Source organism: Streptacidiphilus cavernicola (assembly GCF_042510955.1).
GTDB lineage: Bacteria > Actinomycetota > Actinomycetes > Streptomycetales > Streptomycetaceae > Streptacidiphilus > Streptacidiphilus cavernicola.
Map to the genome: position 1 here is coordinate 341,636 of NZ_JBHFAB010000001.1, position 12,658 is coordinate 354,293.

Below are 12,658 nucleotides of genomic sequence, written 5' to 3' on the forward strand. Positions count from 1 at the left end.
CCAACAGCAGCAGCACCAGCGCGCCGCTCACGATCCTGCTCCGGGTCTTGGGGTCCACGGGTCAGAGCGTACCCGCCGACCGGGTGACGCTCCGCGTCGAGCCCCGCACCACCAGCGTGGTGGCCAGCGGCTCGTCCGGTCCGGCCGGGGCCTCCCCGGCGATCAGCGCCGCCAGCAGCTCCATCCCGGCCCCGCCCAGCCGCTCGCCCGGCAGGTCCACCGTGGTCAGGCCGGGGGCGAGCAGCGCGGCGGCGAGGATGTTGTCGATGCCGACGACCGACAGGTCGTCAGGGATCCGCAGGCCCAGCTCCGCCGCCGCGTGGTAGAGGCCGGCCGCGACCACGTCGTCGTCGCAGACCACCGCGCTGGGACGGTCGGGCCGGTCCAGCAGTTCACGGCCGGCCGTCCGGGCCGCCGCCAGGCCGCCGTTGATCGAGACACCGGTCTCCCGCACCTCCAGCCCGCGCGCGGCCCGCTCGAACCCGGCCTGCCGGGAGCGGAAGGTGTGCGCGGAGTCGGTCGACCGCAGATGGCCGAGCCGGACGTGCCCCAGCCCGCGCAGGTGCTCCACGGCGGCGGCCATGCCCCCGGCGACGTCCAGCTCCAGGGTCCGGCGCAGCGGCGCGGGCGCGGTCGGCGGCTCCGCGTCCAGGAAGACCACCGGGACGGAGTCGGGCAGCCCGCCGAGCTGGCTGTCGTCCGGGGAGCACAGCAGCAGGCCGTCGAACCGGCCGTCGCCGTGGGCGCGGGCGAGGGTGGGGCCGTCCCAGCCGGAGCTGACCACGACGGCGACGCCGAGCCCGGTCGCAGCGCCCTGCGCCCCGTCCAGCACCCGGGCGAAGAAGGGGCCGAGGATGTTGGGCACCGCCAGGTGCACCAGCCCGGTGCGGCCGAGCCGCAGCTGCCGTCCGGCGGCCTGCGGCTGGTAGCCGAGCTCCTGGGCGACGGCCCTGACCCGCTCGCGGGTGGGCGCGGAGACCCGGGCCCGGGTCACCTCGCTGTCGGAGAACACCAGCGAGACGGTCGCCTGGGACACCCCGGCGGCCCGCGCGACGTCGCGTCCGGTGGGACGGGCCCCGGTCACCTCAGCGTCTCCCGCGGAGCGTCAGGCCGTGCCCTGCTCCGCGCGCACGGCGTCGTCCAGGGCGTCCTCGGCGGCGTTCTGCGCGGCGATGCGGTTCTTCAGCCCGCCGCCGTTCTTCGCCCGGAGCTGCTCGATGCCGCTGGTGACCTGCTCCGACACCTGGTCCCGCTGCTTGCTCAGCAGGACGTAGCTGAGCAGCCCGGACACCAGCAGGGCGATCATCAGCAGCAGCAGGACGCCCGCCGAGCCGGCCATCACCGGGAGGATCTTGAAGTGGGCCAGCAGCAGGGCGACGAAGAAGCAGGCCCCGAACAGGCTGACGCGCATGGAGGTGTAGCGGAGGGTGGCGTGTGACTTGCTGCTCACGGCGCTGGGCTCTCTCTTCCGAGCGGTTCCGGACGACCAGTCCAGTACAGCACGCGGCCGGGACAGATCTTCACGGAGGGGAGGCATGGCGTTCACCAGGGGCCGGAGGAACGGACGTCAGCGCAGCTCCAGCCACATCTGCACGTCGTCGTACTCCTCGCCAGGGGCGACCCGGATGGCGCCGGGGAACCGACCGACCTCCTTGTAGCCGCTGCGGCTGTAGAAGGCCTCCAGGCCGCGCCCGCCGCGCAGGGTCAGCCGCAGCCCGGCCAGGCCCCACGCGCGGGCGATCCGCTCGGCCTCGGCCAGCAGCGCGGAGCCGTAGCCCGCTCCCTGGTACCGCGGGTGCACCATGACCCGCTTGAGCAGTTGCCAGTGCGCGAACAGGTCGAAGCGCTGGTCCTCGAAGAACAGGCAGGCGGCGAGCTCCCCGGTGCCCTCCTGACGGCCGATCAGCAACCGGTCCGGGCCCTCGGCGACACCGGCGAACTGCTTCTCCGCGGTCGGCCGGACCCGCTCGGCGGTGACCGGCGGGACGAAGCCCACCGCGCCGCCCGCGTTGCTGACGTCGGTCCAGAGGTCGATGATCTCGGCCCGGAGCGCGGGGGTCAGCTCCGGGTCGAGGGTGAACAGCAGTGCCATGGTCTGACGGGTCCTGAGGTTCTAGAAGCGCATCGGCTGCGGGGTCTCGCGGCGGTCGGCGACCGGCCCGTCGTACTCGCGGATGATCTCGTAGCGGGTGTTCCGCTCGACCGGGCGGAAGCCCGCGTCGCGGATCAGGTCGAGCAGGTCCTCGCGGCTGAGCTTGTTGGGGGTGCCGAAGCCGTCCGCGTCATGGGTGATCTTGTACTCGACCACCGAGCCGTCCATGTCGTCCGCGCCGTGGTTGAGCATCAGCTGCGCGCCGTCCAGGCCGTGCATCACCCAGAACACCTTGACGTGCGGGACGTTGTCGAACAGCAGCCGGGACACCGCGAAGGTCCTGATCATGTCCGCGCCGGTGGCCATGGTCGTCCTGGCCTGCAGCTTGTTGCGGACGATGCCGTCCTTGGAGTCGTGGAAGTCGTGCTGGTAGCGCAGCGGGATGAAGACCTGGAAGCCGCCGGTCTCGTCCTGCAGCTCACGCAGCCGCAGCACGTGGTCCACCCGGTGCCGGGGCTCCTCGATGTGGCCGTAGAGCATGGTCGCCGGGGTCTTCAGGCCCTTGGCGTGGGCGAGGCGGTGAATCCGCGACCAGTCCTCCCAGTGGGTGTCGTGGTCGACGATGTGCTGCCGCACCTCCCAGTCGAAGATCTCGGCGCCGCCGCCGGTCAGCGACTCCAGGCCGGCGTCGATCAGCTCGTCCAGGATCTCGCTCGCGGACAGGCCGGAGATCTTCTCGAACCAGTGGATCTCGGTGGCGGTGAAGCACTTCAGCCCGACGTTCGGCAGTGCCTTCTTCAACTCCCGCAGCGACCGCGGATAGTAGCGCCAGGGCAGGGTCGGGTGCAGGCCGTTGACGATGTGCAGCTCGGTGAGCTGGTCGTTCTCCATCGCCTTGGCCAGCCGGACGGCCTCCTCGATCCGCATGGTGTACGCGTCCTTCTCGCCCGGCTTGCGCTGGAACGAGCAGTACGCGCAGGAGGCCGCGCAGACGTTGGTCATGTTGAGGTGGCGGTTGACGTTGAAGTGGACCACGTCGCCGTTCTTCTGCGTCCGCACGTGGTGGGCCAGACCGCCGAGCCAGGCCAGGTCGTCCGTCTCGTAGAGGGCGATGCCGTCCTCGCGGGACAGCCGCTCCCCGGCGTAGACCTTCGCCTCGAGCTCCCGCTTCAGTCCTGCGTCCATCCGGCCCTCAGCCCTTTCCTCAACGAACGACAAACCCCGATGAGCCTACGCCAGCAGTTCGGCCAGCAATGACGGCTCGATGTTCCCCCCGCTGACCACCGCGGCGACGCTCCGCCCCGGCGGCAACTGCTCCGGGTGGTGCAGGTACGCGGCCGTGGCGACCGCGCCCGAGGGCTCGGCGACCAGCCGCCCGCGCCGGGCCAGCACCGCGACCGCCGCGCGGATCTCGTCCTCGGTCACCGTGATGATGTCGTCCACGTACGCCTGGACGTGTTCCCAGGGCAGCAGGCCCAGCGTGTTGGTGCGCAGCCCGTCAGCGATGGTCCGGTGCGTCAGCTCGAACGGCCAGACCGCGCGCTCGCCGGTGCGGAAGCTCTCCGCGGCGTCCCCGGCCAGCTCCGGTTCGACCCCGACCACCCGGACCCCGGGCATGGTCAGCTTCAGCGCCGCCGCGGCCCCGCTGATCAGCCCGCCGCCGCTGACCGGGACCAGCACCGTGCGCAGGTCCAGGTCCAGCGCGGTGGCGTCCTCGGCGATCTCCAGGCCGACCGTGCCCTGACCCGCGATGATCCACGGGTCGTCGTACGGCGGCACCCAGACGTAGCCGTGCTCGGCGGCCAGCTCGGCCGGGGTGGTGTCGCGCTCGTGCATCCGCACCAGCACCACCTCGGCGCCGAACGAGCGGGTGTTCTCCACCTTCACCGCGGGGGAGGTGTCCGGCATCACGATGACGGCCTTGATCCCCATCTCCCGCGCCGCGTAGGCCACCGCCTGGGCGTGGTTGCCGCTGGACTGGGCGACCACGCCGCGGGCCCGCTCCTCCGCGGTCAGCACGGCCAGCCGGTTGTACGCCCCGCGGATCTTGAACGCGCCGGTGGGCTGCAGGCTCTCCGGCTTCAGGTGCAGCGTGTGGGCGTCGGTACCGGCCCAGGGGCAGGGCACCAGCGGGGTCCGCACCGCCACCGAGGCGATGCGCTTCTGTGCGGCGCGCAGCTCGTCCAGGGTCACCAGGGCCATCGCGGGCTCACGCCTTCCGGTCGGTCAGGACGTCGGTGTCGGGCAGCTCGGTCGCACGGTTCTCCCACTTGGTGGAGAGCACCACGGTGGTCCTGGTCCTGGCCACGCCCTTGGTTCCGGAGAGCCGCTTGACGATGGACTCAAGACCGTCCACGTCGGGCATCCTGACCTTCAGCATGTACGAGTCGTCGCCCGCGATGAACCAGCAGTCCTCGACCTCGCTGAGGTCCTTCAGCCGGTGCGCCACGTCCTCGTGGTCCGCCGCGTCCGAGAGCTGGAGGCCGATCAGCGCGGTGACGCCGAGGCCCAGCGAGGCCGGGTTGACGGTGGCCCGGTAGCCGGTGATGATCCCGGCCTGCTCCAACCGGTTGATGCGGTCGGTGACGCTCGGTCCGGACAGGCCGACCAGCCGTCCCAGTTCGGCGTAGGAGGCGCGGCCGTTCTCGCGAAGAGCCTGGATGAGCTGTCTGTCCACCGCGTCCATGAACTACCGCGCCTTCCGATCGTTGGGCAACCAGGCGACATTATCCGGAATCGAAGACTCCCGACGCGTCAACCCTGACATCCCACCGACAATACCCCGCGCGGGTGAGCTGCCTCACTTCGGCCGACCGCTGTCGCCGCCGCCGCCCAGCTCGCCGTTCCAGCGGCGGTAGAGGTCGTGCGGCACCCGGGCGGCGTCCAGCACCCGCCCGGCGACGAAGTCCACCAGCTGCTGCGCGCTCCTCGTCCCCGCGTAGAAGCCGGGGGCGGCCGGGAGCACCACCGCCCCGGCGTCGTCCAGGGCGACCAGCTGACGCAGCGTCTGCCCGCTGAGCGGGGTCTCCCGGACGCAGACCACCAGCGGCCGGCGCTCCTTCAGGGTGACTCCGGCGGCCCGCTGCAACAGGTCCTTGGACAGCCCGAGCGCGATCCCGGCCACGCTCGCGGTGCTGCACGGCACCACCAGCATCCCCTTGGCCGGGTACGACCCGCTGGACGGGCCCGCGGCGAGATCCCCCGCCGCCCAGTACCGCACCCGCCCCAGCTCCGGGACCTGCGGCTTCGCCGCGTCCAGCGGCTGCCCGAGCCACTCCCGCAGGTCGTCCTCCCAGTGCGCGTCCCGGAACGCGATCCGGGTCTCGTCCAGCAGGGTCAGCCGCGCGGCCCGGCTCACCACCAGGTCCACCGCCTCCCCGGCCGCCAGCAGCCCCCGCAGCACCGCCGCCGCGTACGCCGTCCCCGACGCCCCGGACACCCCGACCACCCACGGTTCTCGCTCCACCCGCCCGACCCTACCCGCGGTCCCGGCGTCAGCCGCCCAGGCCGCGGAGTAGTAGGTCGAGCAGGGCGAAGGCGAAGAGGGAGATTCCGACGAAGCCGTTGACCTGGAAGAAAGCACGGTTGAGTCGGGACAGGTCGCCGGGCTTGACGATGGAGTGCTCGTAGAGGAAGGCGCAGCAGACCACGATCAGGCCCAGCCAGAAGGCCCACCCGGCGTTCGTCAGCACCGCGTACCAGCCGAGCAGCAGCACGGTGACGACGTGGGCCGCGCGGGCGCCGCGCAGCGCGCCGTCGACGCCGAAGCGGGCCGGGACGGAGCGCACGCCGTCGGCGCGGTCCGCGGCGACGTCCTGGCAGCCGAAGATCAGGTCGAAGCCGCCGATCCAGACGCCCACGGCGAGCCCCAGCACCACCGCGTCCCAGGACCAGGAGCCGGTCACCGCGAGCCAGGCGCCGATCGGGCCCATCGCCTGGGCGATCCCCAGGATCGCGTGCGGGAAGTCGGTGAAGCGCTTGCCGTACGGGTAGACCACCATCGGGATCACCGCGATCGGCGCCAGCGCCAGGCAGAGCGGGTTGAGCAGCGCCGCCGAGCCGAGGAAGACGCAGACCGCCACCGCGGAGCCGACGTACGCGGTCCGCATCGACACCGCGCCGGTGACCAGCTCGCGCCCGGCGGTGCGCGGGTTGCGGGCGTCGATCTCGCGGTCGATGATCCGGTTCGCGGCCATGGCGAAGGTGCGCAGCCCGACCATGGCCAGGGTGACCAGCAGCAGCTGCACCCAGTGCACCTGGCCGTTGTCCAGGAACATCGCGGTCAGTGCGGCGATGTAGGCGAACGGCAGCGCGAAGACCGAGTGCTCGATCATCACCAGCCGCAGGAAGGCCTTGGTTTTTCCCGGTACCGGGACGACCGACGCCGTTGTCGCGCTCACAGCCCGTACTCCTTCCAGCGACGGGTGACCGTCGCGGCCGTCCGCGGGTCCGACTCGACCATCTCCGGCCAGCCCCCGTCCCTTGTGTAGCCTTCCCCGGGCAGCTTACGGGTCGCGTCGATCCCCGCCTTGCCGCCCCAGAACTGCTGGTACGAGGCGTGGTCGAGATGGTCGACCGGGCCCTCGACCACGCTCAGGTCGCGGCTGTAGTCGACGTTGCCGAGCGCCCGCCAGGCGACCTCCTGGTAGTCGTGCACGTCGCAGTCGGCGTCCACCACCACGATCAGCTTGGTCAGCGACATCATGTGCGCGCCCCAGATCGCGTGCATCACCTTCTGCGCGTGCTTGGGGTACTTCTTGTCGATCGAGACGATCACGCAGTTGTGGAAGCCGCCGGCCTCGGGCAGGTCGTAGTCGACGATGTCCGGGACGATGATCTTCAGCAGCGGCAGGAAGAACCGCTCGGTGAACTTCCCCAGCGGCCCGTCCTCGGTCGGCGGCCGGCCGACCACGATGGACTGCAGCAGCGGCCGTTTCCGCATGGTCACGCAGTCGATGGTGAGCGCGGGGAACGGCTCCTGCGGGGTGTAGAAGCCGGTGTGGTCGCCGAACGGGCCCTCCGGCAGCAGCTGCCCCGGCTCCAGCCAGCCCTCCAGCACCACCTCGGCGTCCGCCGGGACCTGCAGCGGGACGGTCCTGCAGTCGACCATCCGGGTCCGCTCCCCGGCCACGAAGCCCGCGAACAGGTACTCGTCGATGTCGCCGGGCAGCGGCGCGGTGGCGGCGTAGGTCACCGCCGGGGGGCAGCCGAAGGCGATGGCGACCGGCAGCCGCTCGCCCCGCCTCGCGGCGACCGCGGCGTGGTTGCGGCTGTCCTTGTGGATCTGCCAGTGCATCCCGATGGTGCGCTTGTCGTGCCGCTGGAGCCGGTAGAGGCCGAGGTTGCGGATGCCGCTGTCCGGGTCCTTGGTGTGGGTCAGCCCCAGGTTGAAGAAGGAGCCGCCGTCCTTGGGCCAGGTGAACAGCGCCGGGAGCTGCTCCAGGTCGACCTGGTCACCCGTCAGCACGACCTCCTGCACCGGGGCGTCACCCGGCTTCACCTTCTTCGGCGGGACGTGCGCCATCCCGGCCAGCTTGCCGAAGGCGTCCCGCACGCCGGTGAAGCCGTGCGGCAGTTCGGGCTTCAGCAGCCCGGCGATCTTCTCGGCGATCTCCTCCGGGCCCTTCAGCCCCAGCGCCTTGGCGAGCCGCCGCTCGGTCCCGAACACGTTCATGGCCAGCGGCATCGCCGCGCCCTTCACGTTCTCGAACAGCAGCGCCGGGCCCTTGGCCTTCTGCACCCGGTCGACGATCTCCCCGATTTCGAGGTAGGGGTCGACCTCCACCGTGATCCGCTTGAGGTCGCCCTCACGGTCGAGCGCCCGGAGGAAGGACCGAAGATCGTCGTATGCCATACGTGCCAGTATCGTCCACCGGCTAAGCTCCCCCCGACGCGCCTCGGCGGGGCCTGTCCGCCGGCTGTGCCGTGCACCCTCCCGGCCACGTACAGAACGTACGCCGCGCCCCCGCGCAGACCCGTCGTTCCGACCGTTTACGCGCCGCATACGCGCACCGACACTGACCGTATGACCGCCGCCCCCACAGAGATATCCGCGTACGGCGACCACGTGCTCGCCGTCGAACCCACGGGCGCAGAGCCCGTTCCCGACGACGCCAGACACGGCAGACCCCTCGGCCTGCTGTGGACCTGGACCTCCCCGAACATGGAGTTCGCCACCGTCTTCATCGGCGTCCTGGCCGTCGGCGTCTTCGGCCTCGGCTTCTGGCCGGCCGTGCTCGCCATCGTCCTCGGCACCGCGCTCGGCGCCGTCGCGCACGCCTTCCTCGGCCTCAGCGGGCCCCGCTTCGGCGTCCCGCAGATGGTCGCCGGGCGTTCCGCCTTCGGATACTGGGGCAACGCGCTCCCGGCCGGGCTGAACGCGCTGACCGCGGGCATCGGCTGGTTCGCCGTCAACAGCGTCAGCGCCTCCTACGCGCTGAACACGCTGCTCGGCTGGCCGGTGCTGCTCTGCCTGTTCATCGTGGTGGTCCTGCAGGTCGGCATCGCCTACTTCGGCCACAACTTCATCCAGAGCGCCGAGAAGTACACCTTCCCGCTGCTGGCCCTGGTCTTCCTGATCGCCTCCGGGGTGATCCTCAGCAAGTCCGACATCGGTGCGGCGACCGGTGCGCACGCCTTCAAGGGCGCCTTCCTGCTCACCGCGGGCGCGGCCTTCGGCTACGCGGCCGGCTGGACCCCGTACGGCTCCGACTACACCCGCTACCTGCCGCGGACCTCGCCCAGGTGGGCGGTCGGACTGTGGCCCGCGCTGGGCGTGTTCCTCTCCTGCGTGCTGCTGGAGACCGTCGGCGCGGCCTCGGCCACCATCGCCGTGCCGAAGGGCCTCACCCTCACCGACGCCTTCACCCACGCGCTGCCGACCTGGCTGGCCGACCTCACCCTGCTGGCCATCGCGGTCGGCGGGATCGCGGCCAACGCGCTGAACATCTACTCCGGCTCGCTGTCCTTCGTGGCCACTGGCATCAGGCTCCCGGCCGCGGTCCGCCGGGCCACCGTGGCGCTGGTCTTCGGCGTCGCGGGCACCCTGGTCGCCTGGAGCGGCCTCAGCGACTCCGGCACCAAGTACGAGGACTTCCTGCTGGTCATCACCTACTGGATCGGCCCCTGGCTGGCGGTCGTCTTCATCGACCGCCACCTGCGCCGGAACCAGTCGGACGCGGAGGTCGGCGGCCTGCTCGGCGACCGGTCCTTCAGCAACTGGTCCGCACCGGTCGCGATGGCCGCCGGGACCGGCCTCGGGGTGTGGCTGTTCTCCAACCAGTCCGACTACACCGGCCTGGTCGCCAAGCACGTCCCCGGCATCGGCGACATCGCCTTCCTGGCCGGCTTCGTCATCGCGGGCGTGCTCTACCTGGCCCTGCGCACCGTCCCCGGGCTGGGCCCGGTCACCGCCCCCGGCGCTCCCGCCCCCACCGCGGAGCCCGCCGGGGCCTGACGCCCCCTCACCACCCCGGCGGCCCCCGCAGACCGGAGGGTCCGGCACCACCGCACCGGTGCCGGGCCCTCCTCCTTTTCGGCTATCCGTCGGCCCGCAGCAGCCGGTGGGCGCAGCAGGCGAGGAGCAGTTCGGCGTGGCACTCCGGGTCGGTGACCGGCAGGCCGAGCAGCGACTCGATCCGTTCCAGCCGCTGGTAGAGCGACTGGCGGCCGACGTGCAGCAACCCGGCGGTCCTGGTCGGGCTGCAGCCGTTGCGGAGGTGCACCTCCAGGGTCCGGACCAGGTCGCTGGCGTGCGCGGCCTCCCATTCCAGCAGCGGGCCGAGCGAGCGGCTGACCAGGTACGCCAGCCGGTCCCGGCGGGCCGGGCCGAGCGAGGCGACGCCGTCGAAGGGGGCGCCGTCGAAGGCGCCGGAGACCGGTCCCGGCAGGCCGTCACCGGTCAACTGCCGTTCCAGGGCCAGCGCCCGGGAGGTGGTGACCAGGACCCCGCCGCCCGCGCAGCAGTCCGGCTCGGGCGGCGGGACGGCCAGCGCCAGCGCCAGCGCGGTCCTGGCCTCGCGCAGCGACTCGCCCCAGCGGCTCCAGGCGGCGTCCCCCGGTGCGGCCGGGCCGAGCGCGACGGTCGACCGCCCGGTGGCCGCGCCCGCACCGGACCCGATCCCGCTTCCCGGGCCGCCCGCGCTGCCGCCACCCGGCCCGTCGCCCGGCCCGCCCGCGCCCGCCGCGGTCAGCGCCCGCTGCGCCGCGCGGACCGGGTCGCCCGCGCCCGCCGGGACGGCGAGCAGCGCCGCCACCGTGCCGCCGGGCACCGGGGCCCGCAGCAGCGGCGCGTCCAGGATCACCGCTGCCCGGTCCAGTAGGGCGACCGCCTCGGCCGCCCCCGTCCCGGACCCGTTCACCGCACCGCCCGGCGCGACTCCCGTCGCGGCGACGCCGACCAGCCGCCGTCCCCGGTCCGGCCGGAAGTCCAGTGCTCGGGCGCGGGCCAGCACGTCCGACTGGCTCAGCGCGGTGCCCTCGGCCAGTTCCGCGAGCAGCGCGGCGGCCCGTCCGTCCCGGTCCGCGGCGGCCGGATGCGGACGGTCCGTCAGCGACTGGGTGACGATGGCGGTGTTGGCCGCCTCGGCTATCCGGATGAACGGCACCACCGCGCGCAGCGCGACCAGCGGCAGCCCGCGCCGGCGGCTCTCGTCCAGCAGTTCGTAGGGCATCTCGGCCAGCGACCGGCCCAGTTCCACCGCGATCCCGGCGACCCCGCGCTCGTCGAGTTCGCGGACGTAGTGCCGCCGCGCGCCCGCGTCCGCCCCGGCCAGGCCGAGGCCGGTGGTGAGCAGCAGTTCACCGCCGGAGAGCAGCGGCCCGATCTCGTAGATCTCGCTGGAGTGCACCCAGCGCACCGGCCGGTCCAGGCCGTTCTCCCCGCACAGGATCTCGGGCTCGGCGTCGCCGAGGATGTCGAAGGAGAGGATCTCGCGGAGGGTGAGCGCGGCCATGGGGGCTCCTGGATCGCAGGACACGGTGTCAGCGGCGGGGTGGCCCGGAGCGTACTTTCCGCACGTTGCCGAGGTGTTTCCGGACCGGGACAGTGGTGCCATGACTGACACCGCGAAACTGCTGGCCGTCGCCGTCGAGGAGGCCAGGCTCGGGCTCGCCGAGGGCGGCATCCCGATCGGGGCGGCGCTGTTCGGCCCGGACGGGGCGCTGCTCGGCCGCGGCCACAACCGCCGGGTGCAGGACGGCGACCCGTCCACCCACGCGGAGACGGCGGCGTTCCGCGACGCCGGCCGGCTCCGCGGCTACGGCCGGACCACCATGGTGACCACCCTCTCCCCCTGCTGGTACTGCTCGGGCCTGGTACGGCAGTTCGGCATCGGACGGGTGGTCGTCGGCGAGGCCGAGACCTTCCACGGCGGCCACGACTGGCTGGCCGAGCACGGAGTGGAGATCGTGCTCCTGGACGACCCGGAGTGCAAGGCGCTGATGCGCGACTTCATCGCGGCCAAGCCCGACCTGTGGTTCGAGGACATCGGCGAATGACCCCGGACGACCGGCCCTTCCGCACCAGACGAGGAGCGACATGTCCCCCCGCATTCCCGTGATCGACCTGGCCCCCTGGCTGTCCGAGGACCCGGCGGCCCGCGCCGCCACCGCCGCCGCGGTGGACGCGGCGCTGCGGCAGGCCGGCTTCCTGCTGGTCACCGGGCACGGGGTGAGCCGGGAGGAGCGCGAGCGGGTCCGGGCCGCCGCCCGCGCCTTCTTCGCACTGCCCACCGAGGTCAAGCAGCGCTACGGGGTCAGCGTCGGCGGCCGGGGCTGGCTGGCCAAGGGCGCCGAGGCCAACGGCTACGCGGAGGGCACCGAGACCCCACCGGACCTCAAGGAGTCCTGGACCGTCGGCGCGGACCAGCCGACCGGCGACCCGGAGACCGACGCCTTCTGGTTCCAGCCGAACCGCTGGCCGGAGGCGGAGGCCCCGGCGCTGCGGAAGACGGTGGAGGACTACCTGGCCCGGATGCGGACGGTCGCGGACGAGGTGCTGCGGCTGCTGGCCGCGGCGCTGGGCCAGGAGCCGTCCTTCTTCACCGACCACACCCGGCACCCGACCTACACCCTGAACATCAACTGGTACCCGGGCACCGGCGTGGTCGGCGAGCCGCTGCCGGGGCAGTTCCGGATCGGCCCGCACACCGACTTCGGCACGGTCACCCTGCTGGACCGGCAGCTTCCGGGGGCGCGAAGCGCTTCGGACAAGGGTGGTGGCGGGCGACGGGCGGGCGGCCTGCAGGTCTACATCGACCCGGCCGACGGCGGCACGGGCTGGGAGGACGCCCCCTACGACCCGGACGCGCTGACGGTCAACATCGGCGACCTGATGGCCCGTTGGACCGGCGACCGGTGGACCTCGGGACGGCACCGGGTGCTGCCGCCGTCACCGGACGTGCCGGAGGAGGACCTGATGTCGCTGGTCTACTTCTACGAGTGCGACCCGCACACCGTGGTCCGACCGGTCGGCGGCCCGGTGGCCTACCAGCCGGTCGACTCCTCGGACTACCTCCGGGCCAAGCTGGAAGCCATCACCGTGAGCTGACGGCCTCTCAGCTGACC

The 12,658-nt window shown here is 72.6% G+C and carries 13 protein-coding genes; 3 read left to right on the plus strand and 10 right to left on the minus strand.

All coding sequences use genetic code 11. From position 1 onward, the window contains the following. Positions 1 to 61: 61 nt before the first annotated feature. The 9 genes from ACEZDE_RS01495 to ACEZDE_RS01535 form a co-directional block, all read right to left on the minus strand. Complete coding sequence (locus tag ACEZDE_RS01495; protein WP_380530816.1) at positions 62 to 1,084, minus strand: LacI family DNA-binding transcriptional regulator; 1,023 nt, start codon at positions 1,082 to 1,084, stop codon at positions 62 to 64. A gap of 21 nt (positions 1,085 to 1,105) precedes the next feature. Next, entirely contained in the window at positions 1,106 to 1,450 is a 345-nt protein-coding gene (locus ACEZDE_RS01500; protein WP_380530819.1) for a DUF4229 domain-containing protein, read from the minus strand. Between the two features lie 117 nt (positions 1,451 to 1,567). Beyond that, positions 1,568 to 2,092: a GNAT family N-acetyltransferase gene (locus ACEZDE_RS01505; protein ID WP_380530822.1), complete on the minus strand. Its 525-nt coding sequence runs from the start codon at positions 2,090 to 2,092 to the stop codon at positions 1,568 to 1,570. Between the two features lie 21 nt (positions 2,093 to 2,113). Next, complete coding sequence (gene mqnE, locus ACEZDE_RS01510) at positions 2,114 to 3,277, minus strand: aminofutalosine synthase MqnE (protein ID WP_380530824.1); 1,164 nt, start codon at positions 3,275 to 3,277, stop codon at positions 2,114 to 2,116. Positions 3,278 to 3,322: 45 nt separating this feature from the next. After that, complete coding sequence (locus tag ACEZDE_RS01515; RefSeq protein ID WP_380530827.1) at positions 3,323 to 4,294, minus strand: threonine ammonia-lyase; 972 nt, start codon at positions 4,292 to 4,294, stop codon at positions 3,323 to 3,325. A 7-nt stretch (positions 4,295 to 4,301) separates the two neighbouring features. Continuing rightward, positions 4,302 to 4,778 carry an Lrp/AsnC family transcriptional regulator gene (locus tag ACEZDE_RS01520; protein ID WP_380530829.1) on the minus strand — a complete coding sequence of 159 codons (477 nt, stop codon included), beginning with the start codon at positions 4,776 to 4,778 and terminating at the stop codon, positions 4,302 to 4,304. Positions 4,779 to 4,892: 114 nt separating this feature from the next. Continuing rightward, entirely contained in the window at positions 4,893 to 5,558 is a 666-nt protein-coding gene (locus ACEZDE_RS01525; RefSeq protein WP_380530832.1) for a UbiX family flavin prenyltransferase, read from the minus strand. Between the two features lie 28 nt (positions 5,559 to 5,586). Beyond that, positions 5,587 to 6,492 (minus strand): menaquinone biosynthesis prenyltransferase MqnP, encoded by a 906-nt coding sequence (gene mqnP / locus ACEZDE_RS01530; protein WP_380530835.1) that lies wholly within the window; start codon positions 6,490 to 6,492, stop codon positions 5,587 to 5,589. Further along, entirely contained in the window at positions 6,489 to 7,946 is a 1,458-nt protein-coding gene (locus ACEZDE_RS01535; protein ID WP_380530837.1) for a menaquinone biosynthesis decarboxylase, read from the minus strand. Before ACEZDE_RS01535 ends, mqnP begins: the two co-directional genes overlap by 4 nt. A 171-nt stretch (positions 7,947 to 8,117) precedes the next feature. Here ACEZDE_RS01535 and ACEZDE_RS01540 point away from each other — a divergent pair, with 171 nt between their 5' ends. After that, positions 8,118 to 9,548, plus strand: coding sequence for a purine-cytosine permease family protein (locus tag ACEZDE_RS01540; RefSeq protein ID WP_380530840.1), 1,431 nt, complete (start codon positions 8,118 to 8,120; stop codon positions 9,546 to 9,548). An 82-nt stretch (positions 9,549 to 9,630) separates the two neighbouring features. Here ACEZDE_RS01540 and ACEZDE_RS01545 read toward each other — a convergent pair whose 3' ends face one another. Further along, on the minus strand, positions 9,631 to 11,046 hold the full coding sequence (locus ACEZDE_RS01545) for a PucR family transcriptional regulator (protein WP_380530842.1): 1,416 nt from the start codon (positions 11,044 to 11,046) through the stop codon (positions 9,631 to 9,633). 100 nt (positions 11,047 to 11,146) lie between these two features. Between ACEZDE_RS01545 and ACEZDE_RS01550 the strand changes: the two genes are divergently transcribed. Beyond that, complete coding sequence (locus ACEZDE_RS01550) at positions 11,147 to 11,590, plus strand: nucleoside deaminase (RefSeq protein ID WP_380530843.1); 444 nt, start codon at positions 11,147 to 11,149, stop codon at positions 11,588 to 11,590. Between the two features lie 40 nt (positions 11,591 to 11,630). Continuing rightward, complete coding sequence (locus tag ACEZDE_RS01555) at positions 11,631 to 12,641, plus strand: isopenicillin N synthase family dioxygenase (protein ID WP_380530846.1); 1,011 nt, start codon at positions 11,631 to 11,633, stop codon at positions 12,639 to 12,641. Positions 12,642 to 12,658: the final 17 nt, after the last annotated feature.